Raw genomic sequence first — 17,837 nt, 5'->3', positions numbered from 1 at the left:
CTCGGCAATTCTCCCCGCGGGGGAGAAGAGGAAAACCGCCGCCCGCACTCATGCCGTCACCTCAAAGCGGACAAGTTCCGCCTTTTGTCCCGATGTCTCCAGGAAAAACCGCAACAGCAGGTTCTTCGCCGTCAGCATGCGATAGGCGGCCGTTGCCCGCCAGTCGGTCAGCGGCTGGTAGTCCTGCTCAAATGCGGCCTGCGCCAGATTAACCGTCTCCTCGTTCCAAAGCTTGCCGATCAGCGCCGCCTCGACGGTTGCTGCCCGTTTCGGGGTGCCGGCCATACCGCCAAACGCGATCCGTGCCGAGGTCACGAGGCCACCGCTATCGAGTGCAATGCGAAAGGCGCCGCAGAGCGCTGAAATATCCTCGTCGCGCCGCTTGGAGACCTTGTAGACAGCGAAATGCTCATCGGCGGGTAGGTTGGGTACGAAAATGCTCTCGACGAATTCGCCGGGTTTGCGGTCCTGCCGGCCGTAGTCGATGAAATAGTCCTCGAGCGGCACGGTGCGCTGTCCGGCCTTCGATCGCAGGGTGACGCCGGCGCCGAGTACGATCAGCGGCGGCGGGGTATCGCCGATCGGCGAGCCGTTGGCGACATTGCCGCCGATCGTGCCCATGTTGCGCACCTGCTCGCCGCCCAGCCGGTCCAGCATGCGGCCGAAGGCAGGATAGCGGGCGGAAATCAGATCGAAGGCGACTGAGTAGCTGACGCTGGCGCCGATGGTGATGCCATCGTCTGTTTCGCCAATGGTTTGCAGGTCTTCGAGCCCGTTGATGAAGATGACAGGGTTGAGCTCGCGCATCTGCTTGGTCACCCAGAGGCCGACATCGGTTGAGCCGGCGACGATCGTTGCCTGCGGATGCTCCGCGAGCGCGTCGACAAGGTCAGCGGTTGTGCCGGGGACGATCAGGGTGGCGTCGCCGCTCACCATGCGGATTGTCGTCGTCGAACGGATCGCCGCCAGCCTGGCAATGATCTCTTCGCGGACCTTGACGATGGGATCGAATACTGCGTCAGGCCTTGCCTGCGTGACGGCCTCCGCGGCCTTGACGATCGGCTCGTAGCCCGTGCATCGACAGAGATTGCCCTGCAATGCCTTTTCGATGTCTGCCCGGCCCGGCTTGTCCTTCGACAACCAGAGGCCATAGAGCGACATGACGAAGCCGGGTGTGCAGAAGCCGCATTGCGAGCCGTGATAATCAACCATGGCCTGTTGCACCGGATGCAGCGTTCCGTCCTTGGCCGCCAGATGTTCGACGGTGACGACATGGGTGGCGTTGAGCGAACCGGTGAAGCGGATGCAGGCATTGACACTTTCGTAGACGAGTTTGTCACCCGCCAGCCGCCCGATCAGCACCGTGCAGGCGCCGCAGTCGCCCTCGGCGCAACCTTCCTTGGTGCCGGTCAGCCGCAGTTCGAGACGCAGGAAATCGAGCAGTGTTCCGGTTGGCGATAGAGATGTCAGCGTGACGTCCCGCTCGTTCAGGATGAAACGGATGCTGTCGGTCGTTTCTGTCATGCGGTCTCTTCTTCTCATTTCGACTCTTGAAACTATGCCCAAAACAAGCACGGTGACAATTGTGTTTTTACCATTGCAGGTGCCTTGCAGGCGCAGCCTTGTTGGCGATCGAATCTGCGTTTTGTTTTCGTTTGACATTCGTTTTTGTATCGTATTGAAGTTTTTGAAATGGCCTGCGGTCTTGAGGAGAGATTGCGAGCAGAAGAAACGCTGGGAGGGGCAAGATGAGCGGATATGTTCTCGCAATCGATCAGGGCACGACATCGAGCCGTGCGATCGTCTTCGACAAGGACCAGAAAATCGCCGGGTCCGGGCAGAAGGAATTCAAGCAGCATTTTCCCAAATCCGGCTGGGTCGAGCATGATCCCGAGGAAATCTGGGAGACTGTCGTCTGGACGATCAAGGAAGCCATCCGCAAGGCTGGGATCAAGGCGAGCGACCTTTCGGCGATCGGCATCACCAACCAGCGCGAGACCGTCGTCGTCTGGGAGCGCGACAGCGGCAAACCGATCCACAATGCCATCGTCTGGCAGGATCGCCGGACCGCGTCCTATTGCGACAAGCTGAAGCGCCAGGGGCTGGAAAAGACGTTTACGAAGAAGACCGGCCTGCTGCTCGACCCGTATTTTTCCGGCACCAAGCTTTCCTGGATGCTGGCCAATGTCAAAGGCGCGCGCACCCGCGGCGCCAAGGGCGAACTCTGCTTCGGCACGATCGACACATTCCTGATCTGGCGGCTGACTGGCGGCAAATCCTTCGTTACCGATGCGACCAATGCGTCGCGCACCCTGATGTTCAATATCGCCACCAACGACTGGGACCGCGACCTGCTGGAAATCCTGCGGGTTCCAGAGGCGATGCTGCCGGCGGTGCTGGATTGCGCTGATGATTTCGGCGTGACGGATACGTCCGTCTTTGGCGCGGCGATCCCGATCCTCGGCGTTGCCGGCGACCAGCAGGCGGCAACCATCGGTCAGGCTTGCTTCCAGCCCGGCATGATGAAATCCACCTATGGCACCGGCTGCTTCGCGCTGCTGAACACCGGCAAGGACATCGTCCGCTCGAAGAACCGGCTGTTGACGACGATTGCCTATCGCCTTGACGGCGAAACCACCTATGCGCTGGAAGGCTCGATCTTCGTCGCCGGTGCCGCGGTTCAGTGGTTGCGCGACGGGCTGAAGGTGATCAAGGCGGCTTCCGATACCGGCACGCTGGCCGAAAGCGCCGATCCGTCGCAGGAGGTTTATCTCGTCCCGGCCTTCACCGGGCTTGGAGCCCCGCATTGGGACCCGGATGCGCGCGGCGCCATCTTCGGCATGACGCGCAACACCGGCCCGGCCGAGTTCGCCCGCGCCGCGCTTGAGGCCGTCTGCTACCAGACGCGCGATCTGCTCGACGCGATGCACAAGGACTGGAAGAGCGACGGCAAGGAGACGGTTCTGCGCGTTGACGGCGGCATGGTCGCCTCCGACTGGACGATGCAGCGTCTCTCCGACCTGCTCGATGCGCCAGTGGATCGACCGACCATTCTCGAGACAACGGCGCTCGGCGTCGCCTGGCTTGCCGGCAGCCGGGCAGGGGTCTGGCCGAACCAGAAGGATTTTGCCAAATCCTGGGCGCGCGACCGGCGCTTTGAACCGACGATGGACGAGGCAACACGCAAGACCAAGATCAAGGGCTGGAAGGATGCCGTGCGGCGGACGCTGAGTGAATAATCTGACTTGTCCGGACTTCGGCAATTCCTGTTCTCTGGAAACACAGCGTTTCAGGGCAGGGCCTGTGATATGCCTCGACGAGCGACTATTTGTGATGCCAATCAGTAGCTTCGCCCCTCGGGCTGATCGAACAGGCAGGACGCAATGGAACTTGGTCTTTATACCTTCGGCGATGTGCACCCGCAGGCGCCGGACGGGCGCGGCAGGGAAGGCGAGGAGCGGGTTCGTCATCTGATCGAGGAAATCGAGCTGGCCGATCAGGTCGGGCTTGATGTGTTCGGTCTCGGCGAGCATCACCGGCCGGACTACGTCGCCTCGGCCCCGGCGATGATCCTTGCGGCTGCGGCTGCGCGGACCAAAAACATCAAGTTGACCAGCGCCGTCACGGTGCTGAGTTCCGACGATCCCGTGCGGGTGTTCCAGCAGTTCGCCACACTCGACCTGATCTCGAACGGTCGCGCCGAGATCATGGCGGGGCGGGGCTCGTTCATCGAATCCTTCCCGTTGTTCGGCTACGATCTCGAAGACTACGACCAGCTGTTTTCGGAAAAGCTCGATTTGCTGCTCGCTATCCGCGATGGCGAAAAGGTCACATGGTCCGGCGAGAAGCGCGCACCGATCAACGGACGCGGCGTCTATCCGCGCCCTGTGAACGATCCGCTTCCGGTCTGGATCGCCGTCGGCGGCACGCCGCAATCGGTGGCCCGCGCCGGGGCGCTCGGCCTGCCGGTGGCGCTGGCGATCATCGGCGGCGAGCCGGCCCGCTATGCGCCGCTGTTTGATCTCTACCGCGAGGCCGCGCGACGCGCCGGACAGGATGCCTCGAAGCTGAAAACCAGCATCAATGTGCACGGCTTCATCGCCGAGACGACGGAAAAGGCCGGCGACCAGTTCTATGGTCCGCAGGCCGAGGTGATGAACCGCATCGGCCGCGAGCGTGGCTGGGGGCCGACCAGCCGTGCGCATTTCAACCAGTCGATCGGACCGAACGGCAATCTCTTCCTCGGCGACCCCGATACGGTCGCGGAAAAGATCGTCCGCCATCAGAAGATCTTCAAGAATGATCGCTTCCTGCTGCAGATGGCGATCGGACTGATGCCGCATGACCAGATCATGCGCGGCATCGAACTCTACGGCACCAAGGTGGCGCCGCTGGTGCGCGCGGCACTGGCGGAAGAGAAGAAACAGGCGGAAACGGCCTGATTTTGCCGATTTTCCTGCTTGTGATGTCTGGATCGACCGCTTTCGGCGCGTTACATAAACAGCCGAAAGCGAGAGACGATGACACTCAACAATGACGAAGACCTGGAGCGGCTGAAGGAAATCGGCCGGATCTGTGCCAACGCGATCCAGGTGATGGCAACGGCGCTCGAGCCCGGCATGACGACGGCCGAACTCGACGCGATCGGCCGCAAGGTTCTGGAAGATGCCGGCGCCCGTTCCGCACCGGAGCTGTCCTATAATTTCCCCGGCGCCACCTGCATCAGCGTCAACGAGGAGGTTGCCCACGGCATTCCGGGCACGCGCATCATCAAGGCCGGCGATCTCGTCAATATCGACGTTTCGGCCGAAAAGAACGGCCTGTTTGCCGATACCGGCGCGTCCTTCGCCGTTCCCCCCGTAAAGCCGCAGATCGAGCGTCTCTGCCGCGACGGCAAGCGGGCCATGTGGGTGGGCCTGAACGAGGTGAAGGCAGGCAAGCCGCTGGCGGCGATCGGCAACGCCATCGGCAGCTTTGCCAGGAAAAACCGCTATACGCTGGTGACCAATCTTGCCAGCCACGGTGTCGGACGCTCGCTGCACGAGGAGCCGACGGAAATCGCCACCTGGCCGGACAAACATGAAAAGCGGCGTATGACCGACGGTATGGTCTTCACCGTCGAGCCATTCCTGTCGCTGGGCGCCCAATGGGCCGAGGGTGGCGATGACGCATGGACGCTCTATAGCGAGCCACGCGCGCCGACGGTCCAGTACGAACACACGGTCGTCGTCACCCGCAACGGGCCGCTGGTCATTACGCTGCCGGGCTGATCTCTCCTCAATCAGGTCGCTCTTGCATTCACGCCGCTGAACGGCACCATCAAATTTTGTCGTTTGTCGTCGCCATGCTGCATTGCGATAGATAGGGGATGACGACGCTGGACCGCCCCTTGAACCAGAGCCTTGCTCCCACCGCCTTCGCAGGCGCCATCGCCATGGCTGTTGCCATGGGCTTCGGGCGTTTTTCCTACACCCCGATCCTGCCGGGCATGATGGCCGATCTCGGCATGACGCCGGCCGATGCCGGGCTGATCGCCTCGGCCAATTTCATCGGCTACCTCGTCGGTGCGGTTGCAGCGGGCTACGGCTGGGGGGCGGGGCGCGAGCGGCTGATCAGCCTGTCGGCGCTGGTGATGACCGCGGCGCTGCTCCTTGCCATGGGGCTGACATCGTCGTTGGTCCTGTTTTCCGTCATCCGCTTTCTGGCCGGTGTCGCCAGTGCTTTCGCGATGATCTTCACCTCGGCAATCGTGCTCAGTAGGGGGCTCGCCGCCGGCAATTCGCATGTTCAATCCGTCCATTTCGGCGGCGTCGGCATCGGTATCGCCGTGTCGTCGCTGATGGTCTTCCTTCTGCCCACCGGCGGTTTCGGTGGCTTTGCGGACTGGCAAGTGGCCTGGTTCGGCGGTGCCATCATCGCTTGCCTTGGCACCCTCGTCGTCGCGGCCCTCCTGCCGACAGGCCCGGCTGCGGGAAAAAACACCGAGAGGGAAAAGCCGCTGGTCTGGACCCGGCCGCTGGTGGTGATCACGCTCACCTATGGCCTGTTCGGCTTCGGCTACGTGATCACCGCGACCTTCCTCGTCGCCATGGCGCGGCAAGGGGCGACCGATCACACCGTCGAGTTTCTCGCCTGGCTGATCACCGGGCTTAGCGCCGCCGTGTCGGTTCATATCTGGCGTCGCGCGGTGCCGCGTCTTGGGATCGTCGGGGTCTATCTGGCGGGTCTGCTGGTCGAGGCGGTCGGCCTCGTCCTCGTCGTTGCCCTGCCATCGCCCTACGCGCCGCTCATCGGTGGCCTGATGCTTGGACTGACCTTTATCATGGTCACCGCCTATGGCCTGCAGATCGGCCGGGCGCTGGCGCCGCAAAGCCCGCGCAAGGCACTCGCCTTCATGACCGCCGCCTTCGGCGTCGGCCAGATCATCGGTCCGTTGGTTGCCGGCTGGCTGGCCGAAGGCAGCGGCAGCTTTACCGCGCCGACGCTCGTGGCGGCCGGGGTGCTGCTTTTCTGCGCGGCGCTGATCGGGCTGGAGATGCGGCGACTCGTGGCGGCTACAGGCGAATGACCGGCCCGTGATTAAATAACGGTAACATTAGCTTGACGTGATTGGCAGGGCAGGGGTTTTGCCTTAGGTTCGGCGCATCGAAGCAGGGTGGTCGTGCCCTCAAGAAACGTGAGTGCCCGCCTTGTTTCATTCCTTCTTCCCCAAACCGAAACTATTTTTTATCTCGGCTTTCGTATGGGCCATGGTCATCATCGGATCCTGGTACGGGGGCGGAAGCACACTCGGCCCCGCACTCGGCTTCGCGGCTCGCGATCCCAATGCCGGGGTGGATGTTTCGCTATTCTGGTCCGGGGCATTCTTGTGGTTCTACATTTATTACGCGGTGGCCACTGCGGTCTTTTCCGCCTTCTGGTTCTGGTACGCTCCCCATCGTTGGCAATATTGGTCGGTGTTGGGAAGCTCTTTGGTTGTGTTCGTGACCTATTTTTCGGTGCAGGTCAGCGTTGCATTCAATGCCTGGTATGGCCCCTACTACGATCTCCTCCAACAGGCTATGGCGAAGACTGCCCCGGTGACCGCGGAGCAGCTCTATACCGGGCTTCTGGGGATCACAGGCATTGCTTTCGTCTCCATAACGGTCAGCGTGCTGAACTTATTCTTCGTCAGCCACTACATCTTTCGCTGGCGCACCGCGATGAACGAATTCTACATGGCGAACTGGTCGAAGCTTCGCCACATTGAGGGCGCCTCGCAGCGCGTGCAGGAAGATACGATGCGTTTTTCCACGACTGTCGAAGGTCTCGGTGTAGGCTTCGTCAGGGCGATCATGACACTGATTGCATTCATGCCAGTGCTATTCTCCTTTTCCGACAGGATCAACGAACTGCCGATCATCGGGGTGGTCCCGCATGCGCTGGTCTGGGCAGCGATCTTCTGGTCGTTGTTCGGCACCCTTTTTCTGGCAGTCGTCGGAATTAAGCTACCTGGTCTCGAATTCCGCAACCAACGCGTCGAAGCAGCCTACCGCAAGGAGCTCGTCTATGGCGAAGACCATGAGGATCGGGCTCAGCCGGCGACGGTGGCGGAGCTTTTCACCAACGTTCGGAAGAACTACTTCCGGCTCTATTTCCACTATCTCTACTTCAACATTGCGCGCTTTTTCTATCTCCGTGCGGATGACCTCTTTAGTCTGCTCGTGCTGATTCCGTCAGTCGCCGCCGGGAAGGTGACGCTGGGCGTCTTCACTCAGGTCAGCAACGTCTTCGATCAGGTGCGGTCATCGTTTCAATTCCTGATCAACTCCTGGACGACGATCGTTGAACTGATATCCATCTACAAGCGCCTGAAGGCTTTTGAAGCCACGATCGATGATGCGCCGCTGCCGGCGATCGACCAACGCTACCTCGCACGCGAGGAAACGGACGGCGAGCTCGCAGCCGACAAGCCGTAAACGCTGACGTTATGACGATAACCTTCAAAAGGCGGAGCGATCCGCCTTTTTCTGTTTGGCAATCATTGGTAGAGCCTGCGCGTAGCTGACGCAGGCGACATCCGGTTTGCCGCAGGTCTCGGTCAGGAACCGGTCGAGCGCCCGCCAATAGGCGCCGCCGTTCATTTCGACGAAGTGGAAGCCGAGTTGCAAAGGGATGCGATCGCCGCGATATTGCGCCTCGAAAGCCTTCCGGTAGGCTTCGAACGCGCGCTCTTCGAAGGCGACGCTGTCCTTGCGGTTTTCCACGCCCATCGAGTGGCGGATGAAGAGATTGTAGTCCATGCCGATCACCCGGCGCTGCTGCGGGCCTTCCGGGATCAGCGGTAGGCCGAAGCGCGGCATTCCCTCCGCATTGGATGGCCAGCCGGGACCTTTGGTGACGAGGCTTGCATCATAGGTAAAGCCGTCCTGCTTCAAGGCCGGCAGCAAGCCGTCACTCAGCGACAGGTAAGGCGCGCGAAACCCTTTGATGTCCTTGGCCGCGAAATCCGCCCAGCCCTGCGGTTCCTCCTTGTCGATGCCGCCGGCTTTCCAGGCGTTCGCCACGGCGGTGTGGAACGAGGAAAGTTCCTGCTTCCAGTCTGCCTCGCTCCAGCCCTTGCCGTCAAAATGGCCGCAGGCATGGCTGCCGATGTCATGGCCGTCCTGATGCGCCTGCCAGATATGGCGGACGCGGGCCTGGATCTCCTCGCGGCTCTGGGCGAAGCCGACATTGGAACGTCCGGCCTTCTGGCCCGGCGCCTGATAGCTTCTGCCACCCTCTGTTCTCGTCATCAAAAAAGTACAGGAGAGGAAATAGGTGAAATGCGCGCCCGTCCGCTTGCCCATCTCAAGGCTCTTTTCCCAGAGCCTGTTGTCATGGGCGCCGTCGAAGGAAATGATGACGAGCTGTTTGCGCTCCTCCGGTGCCGGCGGCTTGACGGCATGGGCGAGCGCGGGGACGAGTGCCAATGCGAGAGCAAGGCCGGGAACGGCGGCAAATCTGGACATGCGGAAACCTTGGACGGCGAATGCGGAATTGATGTCCCTGACCCAAGAATGCGGCAATCCTTTGATCGCTCTTTAAACTTGGGCGCGATCCGGTTATGCGATGGGATAGAAATCTCAAACAAGACGGGTGGATATCATGGCATTGCTGGTTCTGGGGATCGTCATCTTTCTGGGCATGCATCTGGTGCGCGTCGTGGCGCCTGGCCTGCGTGCCTCGGTGATCGAGCGTAACGGCAAGAACGCCTGGATGGGCATTTACACCGTGATCAGCCTGATCGGCCTCGGTCTGATCGTCTATGGCTTCGGCGAGGCAAGGGCCGTGACCGGCATGCTTTACAATCCGCCGGTGTTTTTGAAGCATATCTCGCTGCTGTTGATGTTGCTGGCCTTCATCTGTCTGGCCGCCGGCTTCCTGCCGGCAGGCCGCATTGCTGTGATGGTCAAGCATCCGCAGATCCTGTCGATCAAGATCTGGGCGCTCGCGCATCTGCTTGCCAACGGCGAGACGTCTTCGGTGTTGTTGTTCGGCTCGTTCCTCGCCTGGGCGGTCATCATGCGCATCTCGATGAAGCGGCGGCAGCGGGCCGGAGAACTGGTGCTGCCTGTGTTCCGGTCGGCGCGATACGACCTGTTTGCAATCCTCATCGGTGTTGCCGCCTATCTGCTCTTTATCTGGAAGCTGCATGAACTGCTGATCGGTGTTGCGCCGATAGTCATGGGCTAATCGGGGCGAATAGCGGCTAAATCGCGCTGCCCCCTTACAACGGCCTCAAAATACGGTAGAAGCGCGCAAATCTTTACATTCATCTTTGCAGGGAAGGCCGGGAAACCGGAACTTAGGAATGGCGAACCAGGACGACAGCTTTATCCGCGAAGTCAACGAAGAACTGCGCTCAGAACAGGTGAAAGCCGTCTGGACGCGGTTCGGCAGCGTCATCATCGGGATCGCCATTCTCATCGTGATCGGCACCATTGGCAAGGTGGGTTACGAATACTGGCATGAGACGTCGGCCTCGCAGTCGGGCGACCAGTTTCTCGCAGCGCTGACGCTGTCGAAGGAAAACAAGACCGACGAGGCGCTCGCAGCGCTGAACACGCTGGAGAAGGATGGCTACGGCGCCTATCCGGTTCTGGCAAAGATGCGGGCTGCAACCCTGCAGGCGCAGAAGGGCGATACGGCGGCTGCCGTCCAGGTCTTCTCCGATATTGCCAAGGATGCCAGCCTGCCACAGGCCATGCGTGATGCGGCCCGGATGCGCGCCGCCTATCTGCTGGTCGATACCGGCACCTACGAGCAGGTTTCGGCCGAGGCCGAGCAGCTTGCCGTCCCTGCCAATGGACTGCGGCATTCGGCGCGCGAAGCGCTGGGGCTCGCCGCCTACAAGGCCGGCGACATGGCTAAGGCCAAGACCTGGTTCCAGCAGATCGCTGACGATTCCGAGACCCCACGCAATCTGGCAAACCGCGCCCAGATGCTGCTCGATCTGATTACCGCGAGCGGCAAGGCGTCCTGAACGGACGCCCAAGAAAACAAATTGGAGCATGCCGGTTTCGGATGCTCTGAAGACAGGATTATTCGATGAACTTCACCGTCGCCATCGTAGGGCGCCCCAATGTCGGAAAGTCGACGCTTTTCAACCGTCTGGTTGGCAAGAAGCTGGCGCTTGTCGACGATACACCGGGTGTGACCCGCGACCGCCGTCCGGGCGACGCCAAGCTCGTCGATCTCCGCTTCACCATCATCGATACCGCCGGCCTCGAGCAGTCCGGGCCGGAAACGCTGCAGGGCCGCATGTGGCTGCAGACGGAAGCGGCGATCGATGAAGCCGACCTGACGCTGTTCGTCGTCGATGCCAAATACGGGCTGACGCCCGCCGACGAGACGCTTGGCGAGATGCTGCGCCGTCGCGGCAAGCCGGTGGTGCTGGTTGCCAACAAATCCGAGGCCAAGGGCTCCGACGGCGGCTATTACGACGCCTTCACGCTGGGACTCGGCGAACCCGTCGCCATCTCTGCCGAACATGGACAGGGCATGATCGACCTGCGCGATGCCATCGTCGCTGCCATCGGCGAGGACAGGGCTTTTCCGCCCGAGATCGACGAGCCAGAGACCAATGTCGATCTGCGCGGCGAGCAAGGCGACGATGTTGATGACGACTATGAACCGGAATATGACGACACCAAGCCGTTGCGCGTGGCGATCATCGGCCGTCCGAATGCCGGCAAGTCGACACTGATCAACCGTTTCCTCGGTGAGGACCGCCTTTTGACCGGCCCCGAGGCCGGCATCACTCGCGACAGCATTTCGGTGGAATGGGACTGGCGCGGCCGCACCATCAAGATGTTCGATACCGCCGGTATGCGCAAGAAGGCCCGTGTGCAGGAAAAGCTCGAAAAGCTCTCCGTCGCCGACAGCCTGCGCTCGATCCGGTTTGCCGAATCCGTCGTCATCGTCTTCGACGCGACCATTCCCTTCGAGAAGCAGGACCTGCAGCTGGTCGATCTCGTCGCCCGCGAAGGCCGCGCCGCGATCCTCGCCTTCAACAAGTGGGATCTGGTTGAGGACACCCAGGCGCTGCTGGCCGACCTGCGCGAAAAGACCGAACGTCTTTTGCCGCAGGTGCGCGGCATCCGCGCCGTGCCGATCTCCGGCCAGACCGGCTACGGTCTGGACAAGCTGATGCAGTCGATCATCGACACCGACAAGACCTGGAACCGCCGCATATCCACCGCCAAGCTCAACAAGTGGCTGGAATCGCAGCAGATCCAGCATCCGCCGCCGGCCGTTTCCGGCCGTCGCCTGAAGCTGAAATACATGACGCAGGTCAAGGCCCGTCCACCGGGTTTCATGATCTCGTGCACACGGCCGGAATCCGTTCCGGAAAGTTATATCCGCTATCTGACGAACGGCCTGCGCGCCGATTTCGAGATGCCGGGCGTGCCGATCCGCATTCACTTGAGGGCGTCGGAAAATCCGTTCGAAAACCGTAAGAAGCGCAAGATCCACTGATTTTCAGCGCTTGTGGCCGCGAATGGCGCTCGGGGCAAAACCGAACCTGGCGCGGAACCGCAACGCGAATCGCGATTGCGATTCGTAGCCGACTTCCTGGGCGATGTGCAGGACCGACAGGTTGGTCGATTGCAGCAGCTGCATCGCCACCGACATCCGCACGTCGGCAAGCAGCGACTGGAACGACCACCCCTCGGCCGAAAGCTTGCGCCGAAGCGTCGCCTCGCTGACGCCGAGCGTCCCGCAGAGCCCGGCACCGGACCAGTCCTCTGCCGGTTCTGACATGAGGAGGGCCCTTACCCGTGGCGCGAAACCGCCTGGGCGGGGCGAGGTGAAACGGCCACCTGAAAGATCGAGCCAGATGAGCAGTTCCTTGACGCGGTGAACGGCGATCGCCTCGGGCACGCTGTCCGGAGTGGCAATGGCCTCAGTTGCCAAGCGATAGGCATCAAGAAAACCCCTTTCCGGGGCCTTCAGCGCCAGCGCCCTTTCGATTGGTGGTGTCATACTCGCCGGGGGCGATTGGGCAAGCACGAGATCTGGATCGAAGGCGATCCACCGGGCCTGATAGGCGCCAGCGGCGTCCGCCGCATTGATCACGTCGAATACCTGGTCCTGGCACAGCGCCACCGCACCGCCGGCCTTGATCGTCAGCTCATAATCGCCGTTGCGCAGGATTTTGGTTCCATGCTCGACGAGGATGATCACCGGCCGGTTGATGACGATATTGGAATATCTCAGCCGGTTGTGCTGGACGATCCGCGCGGCGACGCCCACGGCCGGGCGGACAAAAATCTTATGGTCCATAGGCGCCGATATGACGCCGGGCTTGGGTGTCGCTGTGATGGCCGCCGCTTCTCCGGAAGCTACGACGGAATGCCGCGGCCGGCTGTCGCCGCGCGGCATCTCCTGCTCGCCCTTTAAAAGCTCCTCGCTCATCGATTCCTATCGGCTACCCTTGGCTGAGATCGTCGCCACGGCGAGCGTGTTCATGTTGCTGACAAACCCGATCAGCGCCGGCGTTGCATTTTCAGGCACCGGCAGCGTGTCGATGCCCAATGCCTTCACCGTGATCGTATAGTCGTGCTCCGTGCCCTTAGGCGGGCAGGGGCCGCCATATCCGGCCATGCCGGCATCGGTGGGCGTCATCAGGGCACCTTTGGGCAACTGGCCGGCGCCATTTCCGGCACCTGAAGGCAGGGATGTCGCGCTTGCCGGGATATTCGTCACCACCCAATGCCACCAGCCCGAGCCCGTCGGCGCATCCTTGTCGTAGAGCGTGACGACGAAACTCTTTGTTCCTTCCGGCGCGTTCGACCAGGAAATTTCCGGTGAGATATTCTTGCCTGTGCAGCCCATGCCATTTGCGAATTGCGCCTGCTCGACCTTGCCCGAAGCGAAATCGCTACTGGTCACCTTGAAATCCGCGGCGGAAACCGTGTTCGCGCCCAAGCTTGCCATCGCGAAAACAGCCGTTGTCATCAATTTTCCGATCATTCCGATCTCCTTTGCTTCGTGGGTAAGCGCAGGATAGGGTGATAATCGATGCCGATCGATGCCGTTCGGATCGAACTTGGTGCCGAACCGATCAAATGTCGAGTGGTTTCACGCGAAGGGCAGCTTGTCCCGGGCGACCAGGGCGCCGTGATGCTGGATGACCGACGCCGCTGTCGCGGCTGCAAAACCGGCTGCTGCGATCGGATCGCCGTCGACGGCATAACGGGCAAGGAATGCACCGTTGAAGCTGTCGCCGGCGCTGGTGGTATCGACGATCTTTTCAGCCTTGGCCGAAGCGACGAATTCGGGGGCGGCATTGCCGAAGCTCAAGGTAACGCCATTCGCCCCGTCCTTCACCACGATGTTTTCGACGCCCAGACCACGATAGCGCGCAATGGTCGCGGCGATATCGGTATCGCCGAAATGTGTGGCCTCGTCGTCGAAGCTCGGCATGACGAGACTTGCTGCCCGAGCGCCTGCGGAGATCGTTTCGAGCATGTACGACTTATCGTCCCAGAGGCGTGGCCGGATGTTGGGATCGAAGACCACGAGCTTGCCCGCGGCCTTCGCCCGGCGCAGTTCGGAAAGCAATGTTTCGACGGCAGCCGGCGCAAGAATGGCTAGGGTGATGCCGGAAAAGACGATGATGTCGGAGGCTTCGATGGCTGCACGCAGATGGTTGGCGTCGTCTGCCAGCGTCTTGGCGGCGGAGACCGAGCGCCAGTAGGAGAAGCTGCGTTCGCCATCCTTCAGGTGGATCATGTAGAGGCCGGGCGAACGACCCTCTATGCGGCGGATATGGCTGGTGCCGACGCCAGTCTTTTCGATGAAGGCGAGCATTTCGCCGGAAACCGTGTCGGTGCCGACGGCCGTCAGGTAATCGACCGACCAGTCCTTGGGCAGGAAGAGCCGGGCGTAATAGGCAGTGTTGAAGGTATCGCCGGCATAGCCCTTGCGCAGGAGATCGCCCTCGGCCTGCATCAGTTCCACCATGCATTCGCCGATCGAAAGCAGCCTGCCCGCCATGAAAGTTCCCCCGCTAGTCACGCCCTTTTGCGAAAGCCGAGATACGGCTTACCAGCGCGGAAGGCAAGCGGATGCCGTCGTTGCGGGCGGCGATGAAGGACGTGAATTTCGATGCGCCCGGGATATGGATGCCGTAGCCGGTCGATAGCCGTGTCAGCTGCGCGTCCAGCCGAATCTCGAAACTTTCGTCGAGCAGTGAGGGTGCAATGGCGATGACCGTTAGCCCGCTGCCGGGCGTCCTGTCGCCGCTGACGAAATCCGGCGCATCGAGCGACCAGTTGGCGCCGCCGAGACCTGCGGCCAGTACCTCGACCATCAACGCGATATTGGCGCCGCGTGGCCCTCCGAAGGCGATCATGGCGCCTTTCATGGCTTCCTTGGCGTCCGTGGTCGGCTGGCCCATCGCATCGACGGCCCAGCCAGCCGGTATCGGCTCGCCGCGTGCTGCTGCCTCGCGGATGTTGACGAAAGCCGTGGCACTGGAGGATTGGTCGATGAGCAGCGGGGCACCATTTTTGCGGGGGGCGGCGAAGGCGAGCGGGTTGGTGCAATAGACCGGTTTGCCGCCGCCGGAACCGGCGATCAGTGCCGGGCCGTTGGTCGCGGCGATGCCGACAAGTCCCTGCTCCGCGAGCCGGAAGGCATAGTCGCCGAGTTCGCCGGAAGTATAGCTGTTTGCCTGGGCAAACAGCGCGATGCCGAACGTTCGGGCCTTTTCGGCAAGGTCGTCAAAGGCGAGATCGAACCCGAGTTGCGCGATGCCGCCGTCTGCATCGACGTGGATGAGGGCAGGGGCGGGGTCGGTTCTCAGGGGCTCTGCCTTCCCGTTGATGCGTCCGGCGACGAGGCTTTCGAGATAATCGACCAGATGGGAAAAGCCGACGGCGGACGGGCTGCGCGCGTCGGCATTGACCGTCGCGTGGGCGAGTGACGCTGCCATTGCTGCGTTGGCGCCAGCGCCGGTGAGGGCGGCGACTGCAAATTCGCGTGCGTCCGAAAGACTGAACGTCACCATGTCTTCGGTCATTTCGATCTCCAGCGCAGTCTTGCCACCATCATCATTTTTGCATCGGTGCCCGTCAATGTCTTCAAACGGCAGGGAATGCCGTTTACTCGTTGTTCCCGCAACGTTACATCTTGCAGGCATATCCTTGTGATCGCGGAGTTTTTTGATGGCATCTCCCTTGAAGTCCAATCCCGATTGGTGGCGCGGCGCGGTGATCTATCAGGTCTATCCACGCTCCTTCCAGGATACCAAGGGGGATGGGTTCGGCGATCTGAAGGGCGTGACGCAAAGATTGCCCTATATTGCCAGCCTCGGGGTCGATGCCATCTGGCTGTCGCCGTTCTTCACCTCGCCGATGGCCGACATGGGCTATGACGTTTCGAACTATTGCGATGTCGATCCGATGTTCGGCACGCTGGCCGATTTCGATGCGATGCTGAAGAACGCGCATCAGCTTGGCATCAAGGTCATCATCGATCAGGTGATCTCGCATACCTCCGACCAGCACCCGTGGTTCAAGGAAAGCCGCTCGGACCGGACCAATCCGAAATCCGACTGGTATGTCTGGGCCGATCCGAAGCCGGACGGCACGGCGCCCAACAACTGGATGTCGATCTTCGGCGGCCCGGGCTGGGAATGGGACGGCGTGCGCAAGCAGTATTACATGCACAATTTCCTCGGCTCGCAGCCGGATCTGAACTTCCACAATCCGGACGTTCAGGAGGCTCTCTTGGAGACCGTCCGCTTCTGGCTGAAGCGCGGCGTTGATGGATTCCGGCTCGACACGGTGAATTTCTATTTCCACGACAAGGAACTGCGCGATAATCCGCCGCTAGTTTATGATCCCGATGCCATCGGGCTGGATGCGCCCGACGTCAATCCCTATGGCATGCAGAACCATCTCTACGACAAGACGCAGCCGGAAAATATCGGCTTCCTGCAGCGGTTTCGCGCCCTGCTCGAGGAATTCGACGATCGCGCGTCCGTGGGCGAGGTCGGCGATGGTGCGCGGTCACTGAAAACGGTGGCCGCCTATACCGGCGGCGGCGACAAGCTGCATATGTGCTACACCTTCGATCTTCTCGGGCCGGATTTCACTGCCACCCATATCCGCCGCTGCGTCACCGCCTTTCAGGATGCGGTGACCGATGGCTGGGTCTGTTGGGCGTTTTCCAACCACGATGTCACGCGTCACATCAGCCGTTTCGCGCAAACTGTGGAGGAGCGCGAACGGATTGCCAAGCTGGCGATCTCGGTGCTGGCCGCGCTGCGGGGTTCGATCTGCCTTTATCAGGGCGAGGAACTGGCTTTGCCGGAAGCCGAGCTGGAGTTCGCGGACCTGCGCGATCCCTACGGCATCCGCTTCTGGCCGGCCTTCAAGGGCCGCGACGGATGCCGCACGCCGATGGTTTGGGAAAAGGATGCCGATTTTGCCGGCTTTTCGGAAGCGAAACCGTGGCTGCCGGTGCCCGCCGAACACCGGCCATTGGCCGTCGATCAGCAGGAGGAGGCTGGGTCTGTGCTCGATCACTACCGGCAGACGCTGGCTTTCCGCAAGGCGCATGCCCCGCTGCTCGATGGCAGCATGATCTTCCTCGAAACCAATCAGGACATTCTGGCCTTCACCCGGGAAAAAGGCGGCGAGAAACTGCTCTTCGTCTTTAACCTGCATCGCGGCCCGCAGACGGTGCCATTGCCGAAGGGCGTGAAGATCGCCGACCTCGTGCCGATGCCGGGCTTTGCGCCGCAGATAGAAGACGGTGAGATCGTGCTTGAGGCGATGGATGTGTTTTGCGGGCGGATTTCACTTTAGGAGTTTGTCGTATTCAGCGTGGGAGCCGATCCAGAACCACACCATGTCATCGTTTTGACGGACAGCCAGCGCGTGCCACGACGCCCCCACTCTGACAGACCAGAAACGGCCGGCCTGCTTGAAATGCAGGGAAGGATGTTTGGGCTCTGTCTTCAGTTTTTCGAAATTGCGATCAGCCAGTTCTCGAACATGAGTGGGCAGTGCATCGTAGGTCTGCCAGAACGCTGTGGTCGCGTGGTTTTTCAAAGGCTGCGAGACCGGCCAGCCTTGAATTCCGCAAGAGCACCATCCGCCAGGGCATCCAGAGCGCCGCTCTTGGCATCCTGCTCAAACTGGATATCCCAGCGCTCGGCCTGAAGCTCACGGAACCATGTCGCAAAAGCCTGCAACTCGTTTGCGTCGAGCTCGGAAACCGATTTTTCGATCTGTTCCAACTTGGTCATGTCAAACTCCTGTCTCCGCAAATTTAGGCGGTTCACAAGGTTATTCCAAGAC

At 61.2% G+C, this 17,837-nt stretch carries 17 protein-coding genes; 9 read left to right on the top strand and 8 right to left on the bottom strand.

All coding sequences use genetic code 11. The annotated features are described in order from the left end of the window. Positions 1–48 precede the first annotated feature (48 nt). Positions 49–1,524, bottom strand: coding sequence for a xanthine dehydrogenase small subunit (gene xdhA / locus J2Z75_RS23170; RefSeq protein WP_209855183.1), 1,476 nt, complete (start codon positions 1,522–1,524; stop codon positions 49–51). Positions 1,525–1,748: 224 nt separating this feature from the next. Here xdhA and glpK point away from each other — a divergent pair, with 224 nt between their 5' ends. From glpK to sbmA, 5 genes are all read left to right on the top strand, one after another. Continuing rightward, positions 1,749–3,239 carry a glycerol kinase GlpK gene (gene glpK / locus J2Z75_RS23165; protein ID WP_209855181.1) on the top strand — a complete coding sequence of 497 codons (1,491 nt, stop codon included), beginning with the start codon at positions 1,749–1,751 and terminating at the stop codon, positions 3,237–3,239. 144 nt (positions 3,240–3,383) lie between these two features. Next, positions 3,384–4,442, top strand: coding sequence for an LLM class flavin-dependent oxidoreductase (locus tag J2Z75_RS23160; protein ID WP_209855179.1), 1,059 nt, complete (start codon positions 3,384–3,386; stop codon positions 4,440–4,442). A 78-nt stretch (positions 4,443–4,520) separates the two neighbouring features. After that, positions 4,521–5,270, top strand: a complete 750-nt coding sequence (gene map / locus J2Z75_RS23155) for a type I methionyl aminopeptidase (protein ID WP_209855177.1) — start codon at positions 4,521–4,523, stop codon at positions 5,268–5,270. A 98-nt stretch (positions 5,271–5,368) separates the two neighbouring features. Next, a complete protein-coding gene (locus J2Z75_RS23150; RefSeq protein WP_234937516.1) occupies positions 5,369–6,568 on the top strand; it encodes an MFS transporter in 1,200 nt (399 codons plus the stop codon). Between the two features lie 121 nt (positions 6,569–6,689). Next, the gene (gene sbmA / locus J2Z75_RS23145) at positions 6,690–7,958 is read left to right on the top strand and encodes a peptide antibiotic transporter SbmA (protein WP_209855330.1); all 1,269 of its coding nucleotides are present in this window, start codon (positions 6,690–6,692) and stop codon (positions 7,956–7,958) included. Between the two features lie 24 nt (positions 7,959–7,982). Here sbmA and J2Z75_RS23140 read toward each other — a convergent pair whose 3' ends face one another. After that, complete coding sequence (locus tag J2Z75_RS23140) at positions 7,983–8,990, bottom strand: polysaccharide deacetylase family protein (RefSeq protein WP_209855175.1); 1,008 nt, start codon at positions 8,988–8,990, stop codon at positions 7,983–7,985. 136 nt (positions 8,991–9,126) lie between these two features. Between J2Z75_RS23140 and J2Z75_RS23135 the strand changes: the two genes are divergently transcribed. From J2Z75_RS23135 to der, 3 genes are all read left to right on the top strand, one after another. Beyond that, complete coding sequence (locus tag J2Z75_RS23135) at positions 9,127–9,714, top strand: NnrU family protein (protein ID WP_209855173.1); 588 nt, start codon at positions 9,127–9,129, stop codon at positions 9,712–9,714. A gap of 118 nt (positions 9,715–9,832) precedes the next feature. Next, positions 9,833–10,504, top strand: a complete 672-nt coding sequence (locus J2Z75_RS23130) for a tetratricopeptide repeat protein (RefSeq protein WP_209855171.1) — start codon at positions 9,833–9,835, stop codon at positions 10,502–10,504. Between the two features lie 65 nt (positions 10,505–10,569). Continuing rightward, positions 10,570–12,000 carry a ribosome biogenesis GTPase Der gene (der, locus tag J2Z75_RS23125; protein WP_209855169.1) on the top strand — a complete coding sequence of 477 codons (1,431 nt, stop codon included), beginning with the start codon at positions 10,570–10,572 and terminating at the stop codon, positions 11,998–12,000. Between the two features lie 3 nt (positions 12,001–12,003). Here the strand turns inward: der and J2Z75_RS23120 are convergent, their stop codons facing one another. The 4 genes from J2Z75_RS23120 to J2Z75_RS23105 form a co-directional block, all read right to left on the bottom strand. Further along, entirely contained in the window at positions 12,004–12,939 is a 936-nt protein-coding gene (locus J2Z75_RS23120; RefSeq protein WP_209855167.1) for a helix-turn-helix transcriptional regulator, read from the bottom strand. 6 nt (positions 12,940–12,945) lie between these two features. Next, positions 12,946–13,497 (bottom strand): YbhB/YbcL family Raf kinase inhibitor-like protein, encoded by a 552-nt coding sequence (locus J2Z75_RS23115; RefSeq protein WP_327791285.1) that lies wholly within the window; start codon positions 13,495–13,497, stop codon positions 12,946–12,948. A 108-nt stretch (positions 13,498–13,605) separates the two neighbouring features. After that, positions 13,606–14,523, bottom strand: a complete 918-nt coding sequence (locus tag J2Z75_RS23110; RefSeq protein ID WP_209855165.1) for a sugar kinase — start codon at positions 14,521–14,523, stop codon at positions 13,606–13,608. A gap of 13 nt (positions 14,524–14,536) precedes the next feature. Next, positions 14,537–15,550 (bottom strand): Ldh family oxidoreductase, encoded by a 1,014-nt coding sequence (locus J2Z75_RS23105; RefSeq protein ID WP_209855163.1) that lies wholly within the window; start codon positions 15,548–15,550, stop codon positions 14,537–14,539. Between the two features lie 145 nt (positions 15,551–15,695). Between J2Z75_RS23105 and bglA the strand changes: the two genes are divergently transcribed. Next, positions 15,696–17,342 (top strand): beta-galactosidase BglA, encoded by a 1,647-nt coding sequence (gene bglA / locus J2Z75_RS23100; protein WP_209855160.1) that lies wholly within the window; start codon positions 15,696–15,698, stop codon positions 17,340–17,342. Here bglA and J2Z75_RS29805 read toward each other — a convergent pair. Then, complete coding sequence (locus tag J2Z75_RS29805) at positions 17,334–17,588, bottom strand: ParE family toxin-like protein (protein WP_234937515.1); 255 nt, start codon at positions 17,586–17,588, stop codon at positions 17,334–17,336. The genes bglA and J2Z75_RS29805 overlap by 9 nt on opposite strands. After that, a complete protein-coding gene (locus J2Z75_RS23095; protein WP_209855158.1) occupies positions 17,585–17,785 on the bottom strand; it encodes a hypothetical protein in 201 nt (66 codons plus the stop codon). The genes J2Z75_RS29805 and J2Z75_RS23095 overlap by 4 nt, the downstream gene beginning before the upstream one ends. Positions 17,786–17,837: the final 52 nt, after the last annotated feature.

The organism is Rhizobium herbae, assembly GCF_017873135.1.
Classification (GTDB): domain Bacteria; phylum Pseudomonadota; class Alphaproteobacteria; order Rhizobiales; family Rhizobiaceae; genus Pararhizobium; species Pararhizobium herbae.
The sequence above is the reverse complement of the archived record's forward strand: the minus strand, read 5'-3'. Positions and strand labels throughout refer to the sequence as shown.